The following is a 23209-nucleotide window of genomic DNA, read 5'->3' on the forward strand; positions in this document are numbered from 1 at the left end:
ATCTTCCCCTATGGAAATGAAAAGAAATGGCGGTTACTGGGAGGCAACCCGGTTCCACCATCTTGAGAGTAGGAGAATCCTTAGTTGGCATTTTGAATGCTGGATCGGAGCCGCTTGCATCTTATTCAAAATATATACTAGTACGCGCCGACGTGTTGTTTAAGTGCTGCAGCATTGCCGCCTCTGCTATTGACGAAACCCCATGCTTGCCTGCAATTTCGGCGGGGATAAATATTGGACAAGCAACTTCCAAAAAAAATCCTGTCCTTAAGACAGGTCAGCCTAAATACGTGTATTTAACTACCGCTTCGCCTTATAAAATTCATGATACAGCTTCATCAGCGCCCGCTTCTCAATCCGTGACACATAGCTGCGGCTAATGCCCAGCTCCTTCGCAATCTCCCGCTGCGTCCGCTCTTCCCCGCCAAGCTCCAAACCAAACCGCCCGACAACGACTTCCTTCTCGCGATCATCCAAAATCTCTAAGTTCCGATAAATCTTGCTCTTCTCTATTTTGAGCTGCACTTTATCTACGACATCGTCGGCTTCCGTACCGAGGATGTCAATCAAAGTAATTTCATTCCCCTCTTTGTCCGTTCCGATGGGATCATGCAAGGACACATCCTTGCGTGTTTTCTTCAGTGAGCGAAGATGTATCAATATTTCGTTCTCGATACAACGCGCCGCAAACGTTGCCAGTTTTGTCCCTTTGTTCGGGGAAAACGACTCGATGGCTTTAATCAAGCCTATCGTTCCGATCGAGATCAAGTCCTCTAGATCTTACCGCCCTGAGCGCTTATAATCGCACCTAAAAAAAGAATGGAAGCAGATAAGCCTCCATTCTTTTTTTATGCCGGATTAACCGAATGAATAGGTTTCCCTTGTAAAAATGCAGCCACATTTCCCACAGCAATATCCATCAAGCGGCTCCTGGCCTCGAAGGTTGCCCATGCCATATGCGGCGTTACGATGCAATTCCTGGCAAACACAAGCGGATTATCCTTACTAGGCGGTTCTGAGGAAAGTACGTCTAGAGCGGCTCCTGCAATATGCCCCTCGTTCAAAGCATTAGCCACATGCTGCTCGACCAACAGCCCTCCCCGTGACGTATTAATGAGAAAGGCGGACGGTTTCATAAGGGCAATCTTCTCCGCATTGATCAGCCCTTCTGTCTCCGGTGTAAGCGGGCAGTGCAGGCTTACAAAGTCGGAAGCGACGAGCAGATCCTCCAATGGAACACGTTCCACGAATTCCGCTCCTGCTTCGGACACCGCCCTTCCCTCTCTACCTGCGACCATCACGCGCATGCCAAATACCTGCGCTAAACGGCTAACCTGCTTGCCTATGCGGCCATAGCCGACAATCCCCAACGTTTTGCCTGCCAGTGCGATTTGTCTGCTAAGCGTATAGCAAAAGTCCGGAGATTCTTCCCAATCCCCCGCACGCACACTATCGCGATGCATGCCGATTTTGTGGCATAGTTCCAAGATAAGGGCGAAAACAAATTGAGCAACAGAGTCCGTACCATACGTCGGTATATTGGTTACGACAATACCTTGGCTGGAAGCTGCTTTGACATCAACGACATTATAGCCTGTTGCCAATACCCCGATATATTTCAATCGGTTCAAGCCAGTAAGCACTTCCTTCGAAAGTGGCGTTTTATTCGTCAGCACGATATCCGACTCCTGAATGCGTTCCTTTACTAGCTCTGGCGGCGTTCGGTCATAGACATTGACGGTACCAAGCCTCTCCAACTCTTCCCAACTCAAATCTCCGGGATTGAGCGTAAAACCGTCAAGTACAACGATATGCATTGTTTCACCTCTTGTTAATACAACGTATAAATGACTTTATTCTCTGTATAAAATTGCTGATTCGTACTCCCGATGGAAAAAGCACCGAATCCGGATTGCTTAACGCCCCCGAACGGCATATGCGCTTCACTTGCAGTCCCATGATTCACATGCACCATCCCCGCTTCAAGGCGAACAGCGAACTCATTGGCATCACTCAATTCATCAGTGAATACCGATGCTGCAAGGCCATATTCGGTCCCATTAGCGATACGTAATGCATCCTCTTTGGAATTTGCTTCAATGACTGTAAGCACCGGGCCAAAAATTTCCTCGCGGGCAATGGTCATATGCTCAGTTACCTTCACGAATAAAGCAGGTTCCATATAAGCTCCATTTTCATATGTGCCGCCGCTTAGTACTTCGCCGCCATACAGCAGCTCAGCCCCCTCTTCCTTACCTAGGCGGACATAACGCTGTACGGATTCCAACTGCTCTTTATTCACGAGTGGGCCCATATGAATGCCCGGTTCCCAAGCCGGACCTACACGAAGTTGTTTAACTTCTTGCAGTAACGCCTCTGTTAGCTTATCTGCCTGCGACTTAATTACCACTACCCGGCTAATGGACGTGCAGCGTTGACCGGAGCAAGCAAACGCAGCAGAGACAATCTGCTTTGCTGCTCCCCCGAGATCCGTGTAGTTTAGCACCACAGCGGCATTCTTGCCTCCAAGCTCCAGCTGAGTACGTGCCAAACGGACGGCTGCCGTTTGTTGGATTCTTAACCCCAGCTCTGTTGATCCCGTGAAACTGATTCCCTTCACCCGCGGATGTTTAGTAAGCGGATCTCCGACCCGCGATCCTCCGCCCGTCACCATATTCACAACCCCGCTCGGCACCCCGGCTTCTGTAAACAGCTCCATAAGCCTTGCTGATGCCCAAGGCGTGGCAGATGCCGGTTTGAATACGATCGTACAGCCATAGGCGAGCGCAGGTGCGATTTTGCGAACAGGTGTAACAACCGGGAAGTTCCATGGCGCAATTGCAGCAACAACGCCAATCGGATAACGAACAACCGTATTCCGTACATTCCGGCGTTCGCTCGGAACGGTTTCTCCTAAGATACGTGAGGCTTCTCCTACTGCAAAGCGTGCTTCTTTCACCGCCCTGGCCACCTCGCCCCGGGATTCGGCAATCGTTTTACCCTGCTCGGCGGATAGCCGGAAAGCCAACTCATCGCGATCAAGCTCCATCAAGTCTGCGAAACGCAGAAGAATCGCCCCCCGTTCCGGGCCAGGCAAGGCAGACCAACTCGTGAAAGCAGCATCAGCCGCCTCAACTGCGCTGTTCACGTCATCGGAGTCGGAATCTGCAAAATATCCGATTACCCTCTCATGCTCTGCGGCATGAACAACTTGGAAAGTACGCCCGCCATTTGCGGGCCTCCATTCGCCGTTTATGTAATTTCCATAGGTCTGACCGCTGGATTCTTGTAACCAACTAAGCATTTCATGGTCTGACATCATACTTTCGCTCCTTTCATTACCTTGCAGTAATGGCATTGGTCTTGGACATTGCAGCTCGACATAACTGTTTAAGATCTTCGTGCGTTGGTTTTACAGGATTGACAGGCACATTGCCCGACTGCATCGCTTCTTCAGCGATCATATTGAGGGCCTCTTCTGTTACGCCGTAATCCGAAAGCGTCTGTGTAATGCCAATATCCTCTTTTAAGCGACGTATAGCTGAAACAGATAGATCGGCTGCTTCCCGCAAAGAAAGGTGGTCGGTCTTCTCCCCAAAAATGACGGCTATTTCCTTAAATTTCTCCAAATTCCCAATAAGATTGAACGCCATAACTTCAGGTAAAAGGATCGCGTTTACGATACCATGCGGAATCTTGAAATGTGCTCCCAGGGGGATGGCCAATGCGTGCGAAAGCCCAAGGCGAGTCGGGTTAAATGCCATCGCCGCGATCAGACTGGCAAGCAGCATGTCGTGACGTGCCTGCAAATTCTCCCCCTGAACGACGGCAGTCCGCAGACTGCGGGCAATCATCTTCATGGCCTGAACGGACATACCTTCGGAAATCGGCTGTGTCGCTTTATTGACGTAAGATTCCAATGCGTGCGTCAAAGCATCCATCCCTGTAGATGCAGTGAGAGATGCTGGCAAGGATGCCGTCAGCTCAGGATCGCATAAAGCGAGCGATGGACAATTGTATGGGCTGCCCACGCTGAGCTTGACCTTCGCCTTTTTGTCAGATAGCACAGACCAAATGGTAAGCTCACTGCCGGTCCCCGCAGTCGTCGGAATAGCAATAACCGGCGCTCCTTTCCTCGGCACTTTATTAATGCCGACATAATCGCGAATATTGCCCTCATTAACGAGCATCAAACCGATAGCCTTAGCCGTATCAAGGGAACTTCCGCCGCCAATGCCGACCACCAGGTCGCACCCCTCCGTCTTAGCCAGATCCGTAGCGGCGGCGACCGACTCAATATTGGGATCGGGTTCAATGTCTGAGTAGATGACATACGATATTTGCTCTTCGTCCAACGGTGCAGTCAATCGCTTAACGCCTCCAACCCTCAGCACACCGGGGTCGCTGACGATGAGCACCTTGCTTCCTCCAAGTTCTCGAACATGATGCGGCAATGTTTTTGCAGCTCCATTGCCAAACTCGATAATCGTAGGCATTTCGTAACGAAAAATCCGGTTTATCATTTTGTTTCCTCCCTCTATTTCACTCCATATTCTTGGGTAGCGAAGCCACTACACTAAAGCCTCGATCAGGCCTCCTGTCAACCTGAAGGCCATACTCATTTCCGTACAACATTTGCAAACGCTCATGAATGTTCCTTAGGCCAAGACTCTTTTTCGGCTCAGCATACTTTCCTGCAGAAGCAAGCAATGATCTACGGATTGTCTCCAACTTCTCTTCGCTAATCTCAGCCCCATCGTCTTCCACGCCGATATGGAGCGATTGCTCATCGACAGCTGCCCAAATCGTAATTGTTCCTTGTTCTTCCTTCGTCTCAATGCCATGAAAGATGGCATTTTCCACTAGCGGCTGAATAATCAACTTCGGAATCTGACAGCCCAGAATGTCTTCAGGGATACGTGTTTCGAGCTCGAACCGGTCTCCATACCGGAACTTCTGTATGCTGATGTAATCTTTGACATGTTGAAGCTCTTCATACAAGCTGACGATGGGTGCCCCCTTAATACTGAAACGAAAAATTTTCGCAAGACTTATGGCCATCTCCCCTATATCCGGTGCTTGATGAATATCAGACAGCCACTTAATGGACTGCAGCGTGTTATAGAGGAAGTGGGGATTAATTTGTGCTTCAAGTGAGGCGAGTTCGGCTTCCTTTTGCTTCAAATTAGAAACAAATACCGTAGAAATTAAATTCTGAATGTCTCCGATCATGATGTTAAAATGCTTATTTAGCTTTCCTATTTCGTCTGTATTGTCCACTTTGGCACGGACAGACATGTTGCCCTCCGCTACTTTTTCCATAAGACGAATCAGGTTGGAAATCGGACGCGTAATACGCCGACTTAAAAAGTAAGCGATAATCGTGCTCATCACGATCATGATTAACACCGACACCATAATTATGTTTTTGACTCTGGATGCATCAACGAACAATTCGTTAGCAGGAACAACAGAAATCATTTTCCATCCTGTCGTATGGATGGTAGCAAAGGCAACCAGCATGCGAACATCGTCTTCATCCGTAAAATAGTAGCCATTATCCTCGGCAAAGACCGGTTTGAGCATCAAACTTTTCATTGGCTCCAGCTTTTGAGTGACGAGCGTCTTGTCACTTATGGAGATCACATTGTTGGCATCGTCCAAAATCATGGTGTAACCGTTAGGAGCCACAAGCCCGGTAGTATAAATATTTTCTAAGGTTCGCTCATTGACGTCCATCCACAGAATACCGATTTGATTCCCATACGAATTGCGAACTTTTTTTAAGAAAGAAACTACATTCGCATTCGAACTGACCGTATAACCGCCTACTTTATGTGAAGGCGACCAATTCGCATCTGCTGAACTGGATTCAGTAAAGGTCTGAAACCAGGGAAAATCGGTGAAATTCGGCTTTTCTCTTAATTGATTAGCGGATGAGAAGTAGGTCCCCTGTGTGTCAATGAAATACATGCCGTTAATATCATTGCGGTAAATTGTATATTTGTTCATCTCGTCTTCAATACTGCGGCTGATTTGGCTTTTTTCGTAATCAGACGCAGCCGGGTACGCTTCGATTTGCTTTTTAATTGGATTGGGTAGATTAAAAGAGTCGTAAAATGCGGTATTAGCCGCTTTCTCGGCATCCTCCAATATAACTTCCGAGTTGAGTGAAAGTTGATGCACGGTTTGTTGGATTGAGCGGCTCAAGTTATTGTTGATAATGTGCGTCGCTACGCTGTAAGCGAAAGAACTGACCACCGTCAGAGGCAATACGACTAGACTTAGAAAGGAGAGCATAAGCTTCGTGAATAAATTGAAACTAATTTTCTTCATGGCGCGATTTTCCTGAAGTCGCTCGGCGTCATCCCTGTATGTTTTTTAAACATCTGCCCAAAATGGCGAAAATCTTTGTAGCCCACCGCTTCTGCAACCTCATAATTTTTCATTCCGCCTGCTGCAAGCAATTCTTTTGCTTTCTCAAGTCGCAGAACCGCGAGGAAATCCGAGAAGTTGCTTCCCGTTTCCTGAACGAATAAATAACTAAGATAGCTGCGGTTAAGGAACACACGATTAGCTGCGTCAGCCAATGAAATATCTTCTCCGAAGTGCAGATTTAGAAATTCAATAACATCGCGGATGACTTTACTGTACAGTTTAGGCAGGTGTTGATGCGTTTGTACCGATTCCTGAAATAAAATATCCAAGCTTGCCACCGCGTCGATCAGTGTATCGGACAAATACAACACTTCACGCACCCGCTCCCGCAGGTCTGTCTGACTCTCACGGTTGCGATCCTTCTGCAAGATCTCCAGCGATTCGGCCAACTTCAAATAAAAAGCTTCGATACTTTCCGGATCATAGGTACAGTCTTTGGAAAATCGATCCGTCATCTTCTCCAATTCGTCCAGCAGCGGCTTCGTGCTGCCAAGCTGAAGAGCCTGCGTAACGGTGTGAATGGTGTCATTCACCGGTAAAGATTTACCCGCCCTTTCTTCATTGAAGGCAAAAATGCGTTGGGTCGGACTCATCCAACGTGATTTTAGCGCGCGGTCCGCATCGCGATAGGATTGGCGCAAACCCTGCAGACCGGAAGCTATACTGCCCAGTCCCCAAGTAGTGGGCACACGCAAATAGTCCAGTACTGCTGCTTGCGCCTGCAATACAAATTGATCTATCGGTTTGAATGCGCTCTCATCCTGTCTTAAAACTAATAGGAGACTACCCGGTCGAAGATCAACCAGTTCACCACTGCCTTCCGTTCGAACCAGTTCTTCCAGAATGTTCTGTACGGCAAAATGCAGCAATCCGCCATCACGGAACAATGTGCTTTTCTCTTTAAAAGAATTTATTTTGACCAATGCAACCGCGTTTCTGCCACATATGGAATCATTTAAGCCGAGCACGTGCTCATAGCGTTGAATTTCTTTTTCCCCTGCCTCGCCAAACAATAGTTCTTTCAGCACTTTTTGTCTGGCAATGCCTACCGATTGCTGAAGGAGGTGCGACATTTGATCCTGCTCACGAATTTTACCCCGTTCATCAGCAATTTCCTGGGTCACTTTATCTATCGTTTGTCCCAAAGATTTACTGTCGATCGGCTTCAAAAGATAGTCCGTTACCCCGCAAGCAATGGATTTTTTGGCATAGCTAAAATCATCGTAGCCGGAAATAATGACAATTTTTATAGAAGGCCATCGTTCTTTGACGATTCTAGATAGCTCCAAACCATCCAGTCCCGGCATCCGGACGTCTGTCAGCAGTACATCAGGCTGTTTTTCCTCAACCATTTGAAGAGCTACTCTCCCGTTAGGAGCCGTATTCATTTCGCCAATTCCATAGTTGCTCCAATCAATCGCCTTTTGGATACCCATCCGCATTAACGGTTCATCATCTACGATCAATACTGTCAACATGCTCTTGTTCCCTCCTGCAGTGGATACTTGTATACGGACGATAGGTCTGCTAACTAAGGAATTCAACGAAACTGCCCCTTTCCCTCTTCATTCTTGCATAGATTGAACCACTTCCACTAAATGGAAGATCGTTTGATTACTCTCTAATTACACGGCTCACCGCTGCAAAATCCAGCTCGCCGTTCTCTTTAGCGGCCATTTCATATAGCTGAAAAGCCTGAGACGCTACAGGCAGCGGTTGGCCTTTACCTTCCTGAAGGGCAATACCGATGTCCTTTTTCATTAGATTAAGTTTAAAGCCGGGCTGGAAATTCCGCTCTGCGATCGCCTGCGCTTTGTTTGCAAACATCCATGAGCCGCCGGAACTGCTGCCAATGACTTTCTGTAAAGCATCCAAATTAACGCCAAGCCGTTCGGATAAAGCAATAGCCTCAGAGGCAGCCAGCATATGCACGGCTGCAAGCATCTGGTTGATTGCCTTAACCGCCTTGCCTGCCCCGATAGCTCCGATGCGATGTACCGTTTGCGCCATCGCCTCAAGAATTGGCTGTGCCATCTCCAACGCCACATCGCTGCCTCCGGCCATAACCGTCAGCGTTCCTTTCTCTGCACCAATCGTACCTCCGCTGACAGGAGCATCCAAAACATGCGCTTGTTTGGCTGCATATGCCTCAGCAACTTCCTTCATCGCGCCAGGGGAGCCCGATGTCATTTCCAGCAGCAGTTGGCCTTCCCGCACTTCAGCCAGCACTTCGTCGGCCAGCAGTACCTGCAGCATTTGCCGATCCTCCGGCAAAATACTAATGATCGCGCCGGCTGCGGCTATCGCTCCCGCCGGGGAATCGTGTACCTCTGCCCCCAGTTTGCGTAGCTCATCGGCCGGCCCTGGGTCTCTGTGAACAGTCACATGCAGCTTGAAGCCTGCTCTCACCAAGTTTCTGGCCATCGGCAATCCCATTGCTCCCAGTCCAAGAAAAGCAATTTGGCGCATATCTAGCGGATTCATCGTGATTTCCCCCTTTTGAGTAAACATAATGATGGAATATGGAAAAACCCCGGTATAACCGGGATTTGTAGGTTTAGTAGCCAGCAACAGACGCATCGACAGACAAGCCCATTTTATCGTACAACTTACGGCGGCTCGTTTTATCCGCTTCCATTTCCTGTGTCGCATATTTCGCTACATCCCATGCTTTTTCCAGAGGTACGACAACGATTCCATCTCCGTCTGCAACGATAATATCGTTTGGACGCACGAGTTGGCCATTAATGTTAACAGGGATATCATGGGCTTGATATTCCACACGGCCTTGAACCATCGTTTGCGACACGTGACGGGAGAATACGGGCACCTTGTTCAAGATCAGCTCATCCGTGTCCCGCGCTCCGCCGTTTGTGATGATGCCACGGCAGCCTTGGCTTTTATACTCCAAGCCGTTATTTGAACCAATAATGCCAACGTTCGTATCGCTAGCGTCGAGCACCAGCACATCGTCTTCACCGATACTTTTGCCCCAGTGATAGGTTGCGATATTGCCGTACCAATGATTCGAGAATTTCGTGTACGCTTCCGGCTCCATTGTAGGGATCGTGCGGTTCGTCGGTACGAATTGAACCGTTTTGGCAAACCCGCAGAAGCTTGTGCGGAACAAAGGCTTGATCGTGTCCGTGTGGATGCTGCCCATGAAATGCATCATGTTCCAGTCCATCCCGTCGCGAACATCGGCAACGCGCAGTTTACGGTAAACTTCCATCAGTTTTTGTTTTTCCTCTTTTGTCAATTCGATCATTTTCAGTCACCTCTACATTGGATTTGGTTTGTTCATTTGCAGGCTGTATAGAAAGAGCGATTCCTATTAAAGCTTCAAACCGCTCGATGCCACACTTTCAATGACGTATCGTTGCAGGAACAGGAATAAAACAACCATTGGGATGATGGTTAGTGTAGCAAGGGCAAGACTGCTTCCGATGTACGTTCCATTCGGTCCCAGCGTGAAATTCGCCACACCGATGGAAACGGTGAACATGCTGCTCTTTGATAAAATGAGGAGCGGCCAAAGCAGCTCGTTCCACTTGTGCATCACCGTAATGATGGACAAGGTAGCAATGATCGGCGACGTGAGCGGCAAATAAATTTTCATAAATATCGTAAAGTGATTGGCACCGTCCATTTTGGCTGCTTCCCCCAGTTCATTCGGCAGCGAATCCATGAACTGCTTCACCAGGAATACGCCGAATGGATAAGCGAGTGTTGGAAGAATAACTCCAACGAACGAATTGATCAGGTTTAGTTGGTTAAACACCAGAAAGCGGGTGAACACAATGACTTGATCGGGTACCATCATGGCGGTGAGAATGATCAGGAGCCAGATCTTTTTACCCCTAAACTCCCCTTTGGAAAGGGCATATCCTGCCAGCGTGGCGCCTACAATGTGACATACCACGGAACCAGCGACAATAATGATTGAATTTATGTAATACGTGCCTATCGGCAGGGACTTGAAAATTAAGGAAAAGTTTTTCCACCCGATCTCCTCGGGAACGATGCGAGGCGGAAAGCTAAGCCCGAAATTCGCATTAACGTCCAGAGAGATGCCGATCATAAGCACAAAGGGATAAAGAAAGACTACGGCCAGCGCTGCCAAGACGAGCAGCCGGATCATTTCGAACAATTGATTGCGTCTTGTCATTCGAACCTGCCTCCTCTCATCGTTCCGCTCTCCGGGAGATTTTCAGATTTATGATGGTGATGATCAGAATCATCAGGAACAGTGCAACCGAAGCTGCTGAACCGTAACCATATTGGGACTTCTCCATCGTTTCTTCATAGAAAAAGAGGACGATCGTTTGCAGCGAGCGGAGCGGACTACCAGAGGCACCGCCGAAGGTATACACATCATCGAACCGCTGGAAGGCGCCAATGACGCCCGTTATTAATAGAAACCAGAGGATGGGCCGGACGCCCGGCATCGTAATATATCGCATTTCATCCCAGCGGGAGGCGCCGTCCACACGGGCGGCCTCGTAGTAATCTTTGGAGATCGACTGCAGGCCGGCCATCCAGATAAGGATGTTAAAGCCGACCGACTGCCACAGCGCCAAGGCAATAACGACCCATTTGATGAGCATGGGGTCGTTGACCCATTGTTTCGGCCCGATACCGAACCAGGAGAGTACATAGTTGACCGTTCCTGACTGGTCGGGGAAAAACAAGACCTTGAACACGAGCACCACTGCCACCGCCGAAGTCACATTCGGTAAAAAGTAGATTACTTTCAACAACCCTTTGCCGTACATTGCCCGGTTAATCAGGGCAGCCAGCAGAAACGATAGCGGCAGTCCCAGCAGTAAACCGAACAAACCAATGTACAGCGTGTTATAAATGGCGAGGAAGAAATTCGGATCCGTCAGCAGGTGCTTGTAGTTAAACAATCCTGCGAACTTTTCCAAACTGCCGTCGCCTGAAACATAGAAACTGAGGAGCAACGTTTTGATCATCGGGTAGTAGCTGATTAATGCTAAGACGCCTACTGTCGGAAGCAGATAAAGATACCAGGTAAACTCCTTGAAGAATCTGCCTTTCCTCGGAAAATGCTGTTTGGATATCGGTAGAGCCTGCTTGGCATCTGTAACCGTACTCGCGTATGTCGTCGGTTTCATATTGAACCCTCCTTTAGCGACTTTACGGTTTGCGAGAGAGTTACTTCTGATCGGCGGCTTTGTTTTTAGCGAATTCATCCAATACTTCTTTTTGGGCCGCATCAAGTGCTTCTTGGGCCGGAGTATTTTTCAGCAGCACCTTTTCCATGCCTCGTGTTAGCGCAAATTTGGCTGTCGTGAACCAGATTGGAGACATATATTGCGCTTGACTCACCATCTTGAACATCTTCTCATCGTTGGCATCCGGCTTGTAATCCGGTCCAAGCGACTTGGTCGAAACCGGCATCGTGTTCTTCGTTTCCCAAAGGAATCGCTGTCCGTTGCCAACAGACATCCACTTGACGATTTCCCAAGCAAGCTCTTTATCCTGCGTGTTCTTGACCATTTGTACTCGAATGCCGCCAAGGAAGCCGCCGGTTCCTTGAGGACCTTTTGGAATCATCGCCACATCGTACTTATCCAGCATTTTTAGCGATTTAAATTTTTGCAGCTGGATGGCCGGCAGATTAATGTACATCGCGATGTTGTTTTTCGGCGTGGACCATTTCTCGGCACCTTGCCCTTGAATCATGCCCGGAGGTGTAAAAGGGATCATCGATTTGTAATAATCTGCCGCTTTAACCATGCCGATGCTATTCAAAGTAACCTGATTCAGGTATTCCTTATTACCCATTTTACCCATGTCTGCGCCGAATGTATTGGCGATGATGGAGACTGCGTAGCCCGCTTGGTCACCAGGAATACGGGTGTATACGCCATAGGTTTGTTCGCCTGTTTTTGGGTTTTTGCCGGTTAGGTTCTTCGCTTTATCGAGCACTTCATCCCAGGTCGGATTCTCTGACAGCGGCGCTACGCCGAAATCAGCAAAAATCGTCTTGTCAAAGTAAATTCCTGAACCGTCTACTGCGATAGGCAAAGCATTGTTGACTGTTTTCCCATCCTTATCGACTTCCAATGGACCGGTAAGCAACGTCGGTGATAAATATAAATCTTTGCTCCACTCTTTGTCTTTCTCTTCAAACGGCGTCAAATCCTCGCTCAAGCCCTGGTTCCACATAAATTTACTGTCTGATTCTATGGATACATCGATTTGACGCGATTCTACCAACGCCTTCGCTTTCGCTTGATGATCCTTATACGGATATGTGACAACCTCAAAGTCAATGTTCGGGTAATCCTGCTTAAGCCGCTTCTTCAACTCGTCTGCTCCGTAAACCATTTCCCCCGTGAGCGGGTCAGGTGCTGTCTGATCGTTCAAACCTACATAGCCTATTCGAATTTTCCCTTTTAATTCGGGCTTCGCCTTAATCGGAGAAGTCGATTTCCCAGTTGTTTCACCTACTGTACTTCCGCCTTGAGCAGCATCCTTACTCTCTCCGCTGCTGCAGCCTGCAGAAGTTGCTAGTACTATTGCAGCCATTGATAACGTAAGCCATTTACGATTCATTTATTCGGCCTCCCTAAGCTCTTATGTACGGTACCGCTTACATCATTATTGTAGCGGAGCCTGGACATAATTGTTAGGCGGCCCTGTTTGGATTATGTTGATTATGTTTGGGAGCTTTCAATGACTGGGGCTATAGCAGCTTCGCGAAACTGCAAACCGTATTTCAAGCCAATGTCATTCAACTCATCAACCACCTTGAGCGGAAGCTGAATACCTTCTCGCTTAAGTCTTTCCGTCTGTCTATGTTCGATTTCACCGGGTACCAAAATCTCATTCACACCGGGTGCTTTAGGTTCATTCTTTATTTGGCGGATGTACAGATCGACCCTTTGTTTAAACAACTCCAGCGGAATAAAATGGCTAATGTCCACCGCTATGAAAAAGTGACCTACGTTTTGCGGTTCATCCCAATTTTCATACATGTTATTCACGTACTGCCCATAGCCCGCGCCGGTTAACACTCCCGACAAAATATCAATAAACATGGATATCGCATAGCCCTTCGGACCTCCGACCGGAAGAACAGATCCTTCCAATGCGGCTTCCGCATCGGTCGTCGGATTTCCCTCTTTATCGATCGCCCATCCTAAAGGAATCGCTTCCCCCTTTTGTGCTGCAACGATGATCTTGCCTCTTGCAACAACGCTTGTAGCCATGTCCAGAATAAAAGGGTTCTCCTCTCCAGCCGGAACCCCAATACATAAAGGATTCGTACCGATGAAGGGGCGAATTCCGCCCGACGGCGGCATCGTCTGCGATGCGTTAGACATCACAAGCAGAATCAGATTTTGTTCAATCGCTTTCTTCGCATAATAAGCCCCCGTGCCGAAGTGATTGGAGCCCTTTACGCCCACGACTCCCGCACCATATTGCTTAGCTCGTTTCATTGCCATATCAAGCGCAAAACTTCCCACCACAGCTCCAAAATTATTGCTCCCATCTAGCAAGGCGGTGCTCCCGTGCTCTGACACAATGTTCGGCTCAGCGTGAGGGTCCATCATTCCTTTTTCGACACGTTTCAAATAAATGCCAGTTCGCACTACACCATGAGATTCAACTCCGCGAAGATCTGCCTGTACCAGTGACTCCGCTACCGTGGTTGCACGGTCCGCAGGTACGCCAGCACGAGTGAAAACTTCCCTGCAAAAGGATTGCAGTTTTCCCCAATCATACGTATGAGGCAAACTCATAACCCCTCACAGCCCTTCTGTTTTAAAGTCTGATCCACCCAATCACGGTTTACCGTGCCATCCTCAATGGACTGTAAAATAAGCTGTTCACGTACCTGCTGCTCACGGATGAGCTGTAGCAAGTCTTCTGCATCTCTCAGCGGCACGATAGCCAAACCATCTTCGTCGCCGACAATGATGTCACCCGGTTCAACGATCATCCCGCCGATTGAAACAGGAACGTTAATTTCGCCAGGTCCATCCTTGTAAGGTCCGCGATGGGTTATACCCCTCGCATATACAGGAAAGGTGTCATTCGTAAACGCCACTGTGTCACGGATTGCACCGTCAATAATAAATCCGGCAACTTCTTTCTTCTGAGCTAAGCGAAGCATAATTTCCCCAACGATAGAATTGGTCGTATCTCCCCCTGCATCAACGACAATGACATCCCCAGGCTCTGCCAAATCGATAGCTTTGTGTACCATCAAATTGTCCCCGGGTCTTGTCTTGACGGTTAATGCCACTCCCACGAGTTTGCTCCCTGCTTGATGATATGGACGCAACTCTGAACAAATCGCATGCATCCGATTTAAATTATCACTAATATGCGGGGTAACTACATCTTGAAACTGATGAAGCAATGTAGGGCTCGGGCGCTCTGTCCGCTGTAAAATTCGAAAACCTAGATTTGGCATAAAGGCACACTCCTTAGAAAGTTTAAAAGATAATACATTCGAATGATTATTACGATTAAAATAATAGGTTTATCGATTTAGGAAATCGATTTACAACTAAAACTTAACACGTTTTTTCCAATTCAGCAAGCGGTTACATCAAAAAAAACAAAAAAAAATGCACCAGTCGTAAATGACTGCGCATCTTTATTTATTGATGATCTTCGTTTGCTTTACCGCTTGAACTCCTGATGATCAGATTCGGTTTTAACACGACATGCTTGGGCTTACGCACCGCTTTAGAACTAATTCTTTGTATCAGGTTTTTAGCTGCAATCCTGCCCATCTCATAAGCCGGTTGTTCGATTGTAGTTAATGGAGGGTTTAAGTGTTTAGCCCAGACCGTCTCATCATACCCAATTAAGGAAATTTGTCCAGGAACCTGTATACCAAGCTCCTTAAAACCTTCCAGGATTTCCAATGTCATCATATTATTTGTAGAAAAAACAGCATCAACATTAGGTTTTTGCTTAAAGTAGTCGATCACTGCTGCCTTGGCCTTTCCGCTTGCGTTTACAACTTGAATCACTGTTTGATCTGTCACTTCAAGACCGTTTTCTCTTATTGCCTCAGTAAATCCAAAGATACGTTCCTGCCATGTACTGATGCCTTCCGGCTGGTAAACGAAGCTCACCAGATTACGTCTGCCCATTTGGATAAAATGTTCGACAGCCAGTCGTGCTCCTTGTACGTTATCTACGACTACATCATCAACTTCCAAATCTGAAATTCGGCGATTAATGACAAGAAGGGGATACTTCTTATTGACGATTTCCGTAAATAGTTCTCTATTATTGACAGTTGGATTGACAATAATGCCATCCACCTGGCGCATTTGTAAACCATCAATTAACTCTGCTTCACGTTCGGAATCTTCATTGGAGTTGCATACCATGAGACTATACCCTGACAGACGGCATGTATCCTCAACACCTTCCAATACTCGGGACCAGAATGGATTACTTAAATTAGAAAGAACGATACCGATAATATTCGTCCTCATTTGCTTTAATCCCCGTGCCATGGGGTTGGGACGATAATTCATATCGCGTATGATCTTTAAAACCTTTTCTTTCGTTTCTTCCGTCGCTTGCGAGTAATTCCCGTTGAGTATACGTGAAACTGTTGTTTTAGATACACCAGCCATTTTAGCCACATCATCGATGGTTACTTTCAATGAAATTCCTCATTTCATTCCGTGTATAAGTTTCAGCTTAACTGCGTATTAATCTAACAAATATAACAGATAGCAGAATGCACCGTCAATCTACGGTTATCTCGCTATTTCTCCATCTCATTCAACTTTTAATGATAATCATGACACACTGCTGCACGGATACCAGATCCGTCCCCTCCATATTTTCAACTACACAATAAAAAATAAAAGACGGATATTTACTTGCCTTTAGATCAAGTTGGCAGGTAAATATCCGTTTTCTGTTGAGCTACTAATATAGCCCTGACATAGTATCTCTATTAAATAACCGTATGATCAAGGGCTCTGCCCATGGCCTCATATATTCTTTTCCGTCCCGCTTTATCGCCCTTCAGCTCCTGATGGGCATACTTCGCCACCTCGTAGGCAAGTTTTCTGGGCACGACAATAACGCCATCACCGTCCGCTACAACAACATCTCCTGTTCGAATGACTACGCCTCCGATATTGACCGGCACATCCAATGCGTCGAAACGGATCCGGCCTTGATCCATTTTTTGCGAAATAAATTTGGACCACACCGGTACACCCTGCAAAATAACTTCATCGGTATCCCGTACTCCGCCGTTCGAGAGATACCCGACAATCCCGTCTTTAATACCACCTAGCGTATTATTGGAACCAAGTATTCCCACATCAACACCGCTTTGGTCAATGACCATGAAATCGCCCTTCGTAATGCTCTTATGCCAAGGATCATAGCATACTTCTTTATAGTACCATTTTGCCCATTCCGTATATTCATCAGGAGTCATACTCGGTACGGCTTCTTCAAAAGGCACATATCTGGCTGTCCGTGCAATGCCAACTACCCGGGTTCTGAACAGCGGGCGAATTTCATAATGTACGGAACCGTAATGATGCATCATATTCCAATCCATTCCATCGCGCACATCTGCAACCCTTAGATCTTTATACAACTCTAAAATTTTATCTCTATCGTCCATGTTCATTCATCCCTTCACTATGTATTGGTTAAATGACTGTGTGATCCAATTCTCTATTCATCGCTTCATATATTCTGCGTCTGCCTGCTTTATCGCTCTTTAATTCCTGATGCGCGTACTTGGCTACTTCTACAGCGATTTTTCTCGGCACAACAATGACACCATCTCCGTCTGCTACGATTACATCGCCCGAATGTACAACAACGCCTCCGATATTGACCGGCACATCGTTCGCATCGAATTGGATTCGGCCCTGATTCATTTTTTGCGAGATAAATTTGGACCACACGGGAACTTCCTGCATAATAAGTTCATCCGTATCACGAACACCGCCGTTCGTAATAAAACCAACTGCTCCTTGGGAGAAGTATTGCAGCGAGTTATTAGAACCAAGAATCCCCACATCAACACCGCTCTGATCAATAACGACAAAATCCCCCGGTTCAGAAGCTTTCATTCCTTTATTATTCGTGATGTTGGCGTAATACCATTTTGCCCACTCTGTATATTCATCTGGCGTCATTTTAGGTATATCCCCTTGATAAGGAATGTATCTGGAGGTTTGAGCAATGCCTACCGCTCTTGTACGGTAAAGCGGGCGAATTTCATGATGAACCGTACCATAATGATGCATCATGTTCCAATCCATGCCATCCCGCACGTCGGCCACGCGCAAATCTTTGTACAACGCCAATAAATTCTGTCTTTCCTCTTTGGACATACTGTCCTTGCTCATTTAGCTCACTCTCCAATACCAGATTTATATTTTCATCCCTAAAAATGTGTTGCATTTTTAAGGAATAAAAATCAGCCGCCATGCTTTCTGAAAGTCAATCTTCTACCCCTTCAGTCCGCCTGTTGAAATGCCCTCGATTAAATATCTCTGGAAGAAGATGAACATGGCAAATACAGGAACAAGGGATAAGATCGACATTGCAAACAAAGCTCCCCAGGAGTTATCCCCCATGGAATCCGTAAACATTCTGAGCGCTAAAGCAATCGGAAATCGTTGAATATCGCTGATATACAAAAGCTGACTAAAGAAATCATTCCAGGTCCATATAAACGTAAAGATCGAGGTCGTCATTAGCGCTGGAACCGTAAGTGGAATCATAATATACCAATACATTTTGATAGGACCGCAACCGTCAATTTCAGCTGCTTGATCTAATTCTCGAGGAAGGGAGCGAATGAACTGCACAATTAAAAAAATGAAGAATGCTTCAACCCCGAGAAACTTCGGGAGAATTAAAGGCAAATACGTATTGATCCAACCAAATTTATTAAACATGATATATTGCGGAATTACAGTCACATGAAAAGGCAGCATTAAAGTCATGAGCATAACAGCGAAAAATGCTTGTTTAAGAAAAAAGCGAAGTCGTCCAAAAGCATAAGCTGCCATTGAGCAGGAAATCAAATTTCCAACTATGCACATAGCAACTAGAAAAAAAGTATTCAGAAAAAATTGACCAAATGTAACTCCGGACAGGCCTGCCCATCCTTGCTTATAGTTTTCAAATGTGATTTTATTCGGAATTAATGAGGTATTCGTAAAAATTTCTGTATTTTCTTTGAACGAACTTATGAACATCCATAACAGCGGATAAATCATAATTACACACCCAGCTATAATGCATATATGGAGAGCATAACGGGATGCTCTGCTCTTGACCAAAGGGATCACCCCTATTCTTGATAATAGACCCATTTCCTCGATGTAACGAAGAGCAGCGATGTAACAAGCGCAATGGTGATGAGTAGCATCCAGGCCATAGCTGCTGCGTAGCCCATGTCAAATTGAGCGAAACCTTTCTGATACAAATACAGGGTGTAAAACAAAGTGGAATTCAATGGACCACCAGTGCCGCCGCTCACGATAAAAGCAGGTGTGAACGCCTGAAAGGCATGAATAATTTGCATGACAAGATTGAAAAATAGAATGGGGGTCAGCATTGGAAAAGTAATATTTAAAAATTGCCTAAATGTACCTGCCCCATCGATTTTCGCAGATTCATATAAATCAATCGGGATTTGTTTTAAACCTGCTAGAAAAATAACCATCGCAGAACCGAATTGCCATGTTGACAAAATAATTAAAGTGTAAAGCGCTGTGCTCGGAGTGGCAATCCAGTTCAAACCCTCTGCGCCAAAAAAGTGCAGAATCTTGTTAATCAAACCTTCACCGCCAAAAATTTGCCTCCATAACAATGCAACGGCTACACTTCCCCCAAATAATGACGGCACATAATAAATAGCCCGATATATTCTTATACCTCGTATTCCCTTGTTCAGGAGAAGCGCAACGGCTAAAGCAAAAGAAAGCGCAAGCGGAACAGCCATCAGCACGTAACTAATTGTTACTTTAACGCTGCTGATATATTTTTTGTCATGAACCATCTCTATAAAGTTACTAAGACCAATCCACTTCGGCGAAGAGAACAAATCGTAATTGGTAAATGCCAAGTAGAGTGAAAAACCCATAGGAAATGCGCTTAAACCAATTAATCCAATCAGCCACGGCGTCAAAAATAAATAACCTATCCAGTTGTTTTTCCAGAACGTCTTAATGGCCGTCATGATTTCACTCCCAAAGTTGCGGCCAGATGTCTCCTATATCTTTTACATCCGACCGCAAGAATGAATGGTATAAATTCGCTCGATTATTTATTTAATATGGTTGTTGCTTTATCGATAAAATCCTTGGCTCCTTGATCAACCGTGCTTTTCCCGAAGGCAACGGATTGCGCAGTCTCCGTGAGCAGTGTACGAACCGCGCCTTGACCTGCTGGTGGTAGCGGAAGCTGACCCGCTGTCTTGAGACTCGTTTGAATCGCTTCCGTTGTTCTTTGCTCAGCCGGAGAAAGAAGCGGCTTGATCGTTTCATTCCCCTTTGTCGAACCGAGCGCGCCTTGTTCAAGCTTAAACACCTTCTCTGCTTCTTCATTGTTGACAAAGAAATCTATGAAGCTGGCGGCTGCTTTTGCTTGCTTGGAATTGGCAGATACGGCTAGGTAAGCTCCTTCAACAAATTCTCCCTCTTTGCCATTCGGATCCGTTGGTCTGCGTACCGATCGAACTTCACCATCTTTGATGTAGTTTTGATACAGCGGAATCTGGTTGAACGGGAATACCGTCAGTGCGAGTTTTCCTTTGACGAACAAGCCTTGATCAAGAGATACCGTTAAATATTGCTCTGTAGTAGCCGCATCCGGGATCGCCTTGATTTTACGCAGTTTATCCCAAATGGAGAACCATGCGACTATATCCTCTTTGTTTACGCCCAGTTTGCCTTCCGCCGTGAACAGATCCTTTCCTCTTTGACGGGCAAATACCTGAAGGCCGGTAATATCGTTACTGTTATCGCCAGAAGCCCAGACACCGGGTTCTTTAATCGCTTTTTGAATCTCGGTCACTTTAGCGGTAAAATCATCCCACGTCCAGTTGTAATCCGGATATTTGACACCTAATTTATCAAACATCGCCGTGTTGTATTCCCATCCGGTCATCGTTACGCCTTGTGCGACCATGAAGGTTTTACCGTTCACTTTGCCTGCCTCTTGAACCGCTTCAGGAAAATCCTTTAAGTTAATTGTGCCGTCTTGAACAAAAGTTCCCAAATCGAGCAGCGTATTGCGGCGTGCATAGTCCGCAACATATGTAGCATGCATTCCAACCACATCAGGCATATTTCCGCCTGCCGTTTGAGTCGCCATTTTATCCCAATAATCATTAAATGCACCGAACTCTCTTACGATTTTGACATTGGGGTGCTGTTTCTCATACATATCCGCGATGGCGTTATACTTTTCATGACGCTTCCCATCCCCCCACCAAGCGAAGCGAATGGATACCTTTTCTTCACTTTTGGCCCCCACCGTCGCTGCTGGAGCTGCCGAAGAGTTCGTGGTAGCAGGTGTGGAGCTATTACTGCTGCACGCTGTTAATCCTAAAGCTGATATTAGAGGAATGAATAAAAGCGCTTTCATTTTTTTCATTTAAAGCCCTCCTTTTTTGGCTAACTCATTTATCCACACTATTTCATTAACTTATTCGATTCATGGTTTATGAAATAGCCTAGATCATTAATCAAAGATCGTTTTTGTTGTGGGAAGTCTGGATGGAGGGTACATCTGGTGTAAAGTTGATTGCCTTATATCATTCTCGCGAGGTTAATCGATTTAGTTAATCGATTTCTTAACTTATATTAAAACGAAATTGCCGTTACTGTCAATAGGAAATCGATACACTAAATCGATTTCCTAAAAGACAATCCCAAAAACCTTGTGGAGAGACGCTCTGCATTGCTTTTGTATGGAAGATAGGTCGAAATCTTCTATTTCCGCTTGCCCTCAAATGGAACCAAAAAGCTCGAAATATTAAATCATCTAAACTCCTACTTTTATCATCCATGTGAAATCCTGCGAATGAGCAAGCATTCGTGAGGAAATCCTTATTCTCTGGGGAGTTTAAACCCGTTCCTACGTGTAAAAACAACAAAAAAACCGAAACCCCTTTGGGTCCCGGTCTCATCCTATCCAACCTCACTCAACTTCCCATCCCGAAAATACACTACCCGCTTCGCCTGCTGAGCAATCGCCAGGTCATGCGTAATCAAAACAATCGTCCTGCCTTGCTGATTCAACCTCTTAAAAATCTCCAAAATCTCAACACCTGTCTTCGAATCCAGTGCCCCCGTTGGTTCATCCGCCAATATAATCGCCGGATCTCCCGCCAATGTCCGAGCAATTGCAACGCGCTGCTGCTGACCGCCAGAAAGCTCCGAAGGCACATGCTTCCTGCGATCCACCAAGTCCACCGCTTCCAATGCCTGCATGACAAGCGGCTCCCGCTCCTTCCTGTTCATGCCCCTGTAAATCAACGGAAGCTCCACATTCTCATACGCATTCAGCCGTGGCAGCAGATTAAAGTTCTGGAAAACGAAGCCGATCTTCCGGTTCCTTATTTCAGCTAACTGTGCATCTTTGAGCCGATTAATCGCTTTTCCGTCCAGCACATAGTCCCCATCATCCGCAACATCCAAGCAGCCCAAAATGTTCATCAACGTCGACTTCCCCGACCCCGACGGACCCATGATCGCCACGAATTCGCCGTGATCGATATCTAACGAAACATCATCCAACGCACGAATCGTTTCCCCGCCCATCACATAACTCTTACTCACATGCTCAATCTGGATTAAGGTCATCCTCTTCGCCTCCATTATCTGAAACCAAATAAATGAAGTATGCGATTCATTAGACACGTTCGACCGACCTTACCGCTTACCGCTTCGCCTTATAAAATTCATGATACAGCTTCATCAGCGCCCGCTTCTCAATCCGTGATACATAGCTGCGGCTGATGCCCAGCTCCTTCGCTATTTCCCGCTGCGTCCGCTCTTCCCCGCCAAGCTCCAAACCAAACCGCCCGACAACGACTTCCTTCTCGCGATCATCCAAAATCTCTAAGTTCCGATAAATCTTGCTCTTCTCTATTTTGAGCTGTACTTTATCTACAACATCGTCGGCTTCTGTACCGAGGATGTCGATCAAAGTAATTTCATTCCCCTCTTTGTCCGTTCCGATGGGATCATGCAAGGACACATCCTTGCGTGTTTTCTTCAGTGAGCGAAGATGCATAAGTATTTCGTTCTCGATACAACGTGCTGCGAACGTCGCCAGCTTTGTCCCTTTGTTCGGGGAAAACGACTCGATGGCTTTGATCAAGCCGATCGTTCCGATCGAGATCAAATCCTCCAGATCTTCTCCGGTGTTGTCGAATTTTTTCACTATATGGGCGACTAACCGTAAATTGTGTTCAATCAATTTATTCCTTGAGTAATCATTGCCTTCGGCCATCAGTCTAAGATGCTTTTCTTCTTCTTCTTCCGTTAAAGGTTGTGGAAACGCGTTATTTTTGACGTAGGATACGAGTAATGTTAACTGCTTGATTAACACAGCAATTGCACTGAAAATTCCAGGCATTCCAGCCACCCCCTCAATGTTAGCGGATCTTAGTTGCTTCGGAAGCCTCCGCTTTAAAGATTAGTATTAGTGTATGTGGGTTCGTGCCTAGAAGTGCATGTACGGAATAAGTTACTTGAATTCGTCTGCG

The 23209-nt window shown here is 46.4% G+C and carries 20 protein-coding genes and 1 pseudogene; all 21 read right to left on the reverse strand.

Going from position 1 to position 23209, the window contains the following annotated elements; genetic code table 11:
* Positions 1–300: 300 nt before the first annotated feature.
* Positions 301–780: pseudogene (gene sigK / locus ACKTT9_RS31005) on the reverse strand (RNA polymerase sporulation sigma factor SigK); the annotation flags it as partial.
* A gap of 68 nt (positions 781–848) precedes the next feature.
* On the reverse strand, positions 849–1817 hold the full coding sequence (locus tag ACKTT9_RS31010; protein WP_407869034.1) for a D-2-hydroxyacid dehydrogenase: 969 nt from the start codon (positions 1815–1817) through the stop codon (positions 849–851).
* Positions 1818–1831: 14 nt separating this feature from the next.
* Positions 1832–3322, reverse strand: a complete 1491-nt coding sequence (locus ACKTT9_RS31015) for an aldehyde dehydrogenase family protein (protein ID WP_407869035.1) — start codon at positions 3320–3322, stop codon at positions 1832–1834.
* 16 nt (positions 3323–3338) lie between these two features.
* Complete coding sequence (locus ACKTT9_RS31020; protein ID WP_407869036.1) at positions 3339–4523, reverse strand: iron-containing alcohol dehydrogenase; 1185 nt, start codon at positions 4521–4523, stop codon at positions 3339–3341.
* A 19-nt stretch (positions 4524–4542) separates the two neighbouring features.
* Positions 4543–6336, reverse strand: a complete 1794-nt coding sequence (locus tag ACKTT9_RS31025) for a sensor histidine kinase (RefSeq protein WP_407869037.1) — start codon at positions 6334–6336, stop codon at positions 4543–4545.
* Positions 6333–7916: a response regulator gene (locus ACKTT9_RS31030; protein ID WP_407869038.1), complete on the reverse strand. Its 1584-nt coding sequence runs from the start codon at positions 7914–7916 to the stop codon at positions 6333–6335. The genes ACKTT9_RS31025 and ACKTT9_RS31030 overlap by 4 nt, the downstream gene beginning before the upstream one ends.
* Positions 7917–8052: 136 nt before the next feature.
* Positions 8053–8922 (reverse strand): NAD(P)-dependent oxidoreductase, encoded by an 870-nt coding sequence (locus ACKTT9_RS31035; protein ID WP_407869039.1) that lies wholly within the window; start codon positions 8920–8922, stop codon positions 8053–8055.
* A 73-nt stretch (positions 8923–8995) separates the two neighbouring features.
* Positions 8996–9706, reverse strand: coding sequence for an RraA family protein (locus ACKTT9_RS31040; RefSeq protein ID WP_407869040.1), 711 nt, complete (start codon positions 9704–9706; stop codon positions 8996–8998).
* Positions 9707–9772: 66 nt separating this feature from the next.
* Complete coding sequence (locus tag ACKTT9_RS31045) at positions 9773–10606, reverse strand: carbohydrate ABC transporter permease (RefSeq protein ID WP_407869041.1); 834 nt, start codon at positions 10604–10606, stop codon at positions 9773–9775.
* Between the two features lie 16 nt (positions 10607–10622).
* Positions 10623–11576, reverse strand: coding sequence for a carbohydrate ABC transporter permease (locus tag ACKTT9_RS31050; RefSeq protein ID WP_407869042.1), 954 nt, complete (start codon positions 11574–11576; stop codon positions 10623–10625).
* Between the two features lie 40 nt (positions 11577–11616).
* Entirely contained in the window at positions 11617–13023 is a 1407-nt protein-coding gene (locus ACKTT9_RS31055) for an ABC transporter substrate-binding protein (RefSeq protein ID WP_407869043.1), read from the reverse strand.
* Between the two features lie 101 nt (positions 13024–13124).
* Positions 13125–14213, reverse strand: coding sequence for an Ldh family oxidoreductase (locus ACKTT9_RS31060; protein ID WP_407869044.1), 1089 nt, complete (start codon positions 14211–14213; stop codon positions 13125–13127).
* Positions 14210–14890, reverse strand: a complete 681-nt coding sequence (locus tag ACKTT9_RS31065) for an RraA family protein (RefSeq protein ID WP_407869045.1) — start codon at positions 14888–14890, stop codon at positions 14210–14212. Before ACKTT9_RS31065 ends, ACKTT9_RS31060 begins: the two co-directional genes overlap by 4 nt.
* Before the next feature lie 190 nt (positions 14891–15080).
* Positions 15081–16106 carry a LacI family DNA-binding transcriptional regulator gene (locus ACKTT9_RS31070; protein ID WP_407869046.1) on the reverse strand — a complete coding sequence of 342 codons (1026 nt, stop codon included), beginning with the start codon at positions 16104–16106 and terminating at the stop codon, positions 15081–15083.
* A 299-nt stretch (positions 16107–16405) separates the two neighbouring features.
* The gene (locus ACKTT9_RS31075) at positions 16406–17092 is read right to left on the reverse strand and encodes an RraA family protein (protein WP_407869047.1); all 687 of its coding nucleotides are present in this window, start codon (positions 17090–17092) and stop codon (positions 16406–16408) included.
* 28 nt (positions 17093–17120) lie between these two features.
* A complete protein-coding gene (locus ACKTT9_RS31080; protein ID WP_407869048.1) occupies positions 17121–17828 on the reverse strand; it encodes an RraA family protein in 708 nt (235 codons plus the stop codon).
* Positions 17829–17930: 102 nt separating this feature from the next.
* Positions 17931–18707: a carbohydrate ABC transporter permease gene (locus ACKTT9_RS31085; protein WP_407869049.1), complete on the reverse strand. Its 777-nt coding sequence runs from the start codon at positions 18705–18707 to the stop codon at positions 17931–17933.
* Positions 18708–18781: 74 nt separating this feature from the next.
* Complete coding sequence (locus ACKTT9_RS31090) at positions 18782–19672, reverse strand: carbohydrate ABC transporter permease (RefSeq protein ID WP_407869050.1); 891 nt, start codon at positions 19670–19672, stop codon at positions 18782–18784.
* An 83-nt stretch (positions 19673–19755) separates the two neighbouring features.
* On the reverse strand, positions 19756–21090 hold the full coding sequence (locus tag ACKTT9_RS31095; RefSeq protein ID WP_407869051.1) for an ABC transporter substrate-binding protein: 1335 nt from the start codon (positions 21088–21090) through the stop codon (positions 19756–19758).
* 536 nt (positions 21091–21626) lie between these two features.
* Entirely contained in the window at positions 21627–22301 is a 675-nt protein-coding gene (locus tag ACKTT9_RS31100) for an ABC transporter ATP-binding protein (RefSeq protein ID WP_407869052.1), read from the reverse strand.
* A 76-nt stretch (positions 22302–22377) separates the two neighbouring features.
* Positions 22378–23079 carry an RNA polymerase sporulation sigma factor SigK gene (sigK, locus tag ACKTT9_RS31105; RefSeq protein WP_127452517.1) on the reverse strand — a complete coding sequence of 234 codons (702 nt, stop codon included), beginning with the start codon at positions 23077–23079 and terminating at the stop codon, positions 22378–22380.
* Positions 23080–23209 lie beyond the last annotated feature (130 nt).

This window comes from Paenibacillus sp. P36 (genome assembly GCF_045866505.1).
GTDB lineage: Bacteria > Bacillota > Bacilli > Paenibacillales > NBRC-103111 > Paenibacillus_E > Paenibacillus_E chondroitinus.

What these genes read in the sequence shown, in the direction of transcription:
- ACKTT9_RS31100 (WP_407869052.1), bottom strand. Translation starts at nt 22,301, where the DNA reads ATGACCTTAATCCAGATTGAGCATGTGAGTAAGAGTTATGTGATGGGC.
- ACKTT9_RS31090 (WP_407869050.1), bottom strand. Translation starts at nt 19,672, where the DNA reads ATGACGGCCATTAAGACGTTCTGGAAAAACAACTGGATAGGTTATTTA.
- ACKTT9_RS31045 (WP_407869041.1), bottom strand. Translation starts at nt 10,606, where the DNA reads ATGACAAGACGCAATCAATTGTTCGAAATGATCCGGCTGCTCGTCTTG.
- ACKTT9_RS31010 (WP_407869034.1), bottom strand. Translation starts at nt 1,817, where the DNA reads ATGCATATCGTTGTACTTGACGGTTTTACGCTCAATCCCGGAGATTTG.
- ACKTT9_RS31085 (WP_407869049.1), bottom strand. Translation starts at nt 18,707, where the DNA reads ATGATTTATCCGCTGTTATGGATGTTCATAAGTTCGTTCAAAGAAAAT.
- ACKTT9_RS31065 (WP_407869045.1), bottom strand. Translation starts at nt 14,890, where the DNA reads ATGCCAAATCTAGGTTTTCGAATTTTACAGCGGACAGAGCGCCCGAGC.
- ACKTT9_RS31060 (WP_407869044.1), bottom strand. Translation starts at nt 14,213, where the DNA reads ATGAGTTTGCCTCATACGTATGATTGGGGAAAACTGCAATCCTTTTGC.
- ACKTT9_RS31025 (WP_407869037.1), bottom strand. Translation starts at nt 6,336, where the DNA reads ATGAAGAAAATTAGTTTCAATTTATTCACGAAGCTTATGCTCTCCTTT.
- ACKTT9_RS31050 (WP_407869042.1), bottom strand. Translation starts at nt 11,576, where the DNA reads ATGAAACCGACGACATACGCGAGTACGGTTACAGATGCCAAGCAGGCT.
- ACKTT9_RS31075 (WP_407869047.1), bottom strand. Translation starts at nt 17,092, where the DNA reads ATGGACGATAGAGATAAAATTTTAGAGTTGTATAAAGATCTAAGGGTT.
- ACKTT9_RS31020 (WP_407869036.1), bottom strand. Translation starts at nt 4,523, where the DNA reads ATGATAAACCGGATTTTTCGTTACGAAATGCCTACGATTATCGAGTTT.
- ACKTT9_RS31035 (WP_407869039.1), bottom strand. Translation starts at nt 8,922, where the DNA reads ATGAATCCGCTAGATATGCGCCAAATTGCTTTTCTTGGACTGGGAGCA.
- ACKTT9_RS31080 (WP_407869048.1), bottom strand. Translation starts at nt 17,828, where the DNA reads ATGAGCAAGGACAGTATGTCCAAAGAGGAAAGACAGAATTTATTGGCG.
- ACKTT9_RS31095 (WP_407869051.1), bottom strand. Translation starts at nt 21,090, where the DNA reads ATGAAAAAAATGAAAGCGCTTTTATTCATTCCTCTAATATCAGCTTTA.
- sigK (WP_127452517.1), bottom strand. Translation starts at nt 23,079, where the DNA reads ATGCCTGGAATTTTCAGTGCAATTGCTGTGTTAATCAAGCAGTTAACA.
- ACKTT9_RS31055 (WP_407869043.1), bottom strand. Translation starts at nt 13,023, where the DNA reads ATGAATCGTAAATGGCTTACGTTATCAATGGCTGCAATAGTACTAGCA.
- ACKTT9_RS31040 (WP_407869040.1), bottom strand. Translation starts at nt 9,706, where the DNA reads ATGATCGAATTGACAAAAGAGGAAAAACAAAAACTGATGGAAGTTTAC.
- ACKTT9_RS31015 (WP_407869035.1), bottom strand. Translation starts at nt 3,322, where the DNA reads ATGATGTCAGACCATGAAATGCTTAGTTGGTTACAAGAATCCAGCGGT.
- ACKTT9_RS31030 (WP_407869038.1), bottom strand. Translation starts at nt 7,916, where the DNA reads ATGTTGACAGTATTGATCGTAGATGATGAACCGTTAATGCGGATGGGT.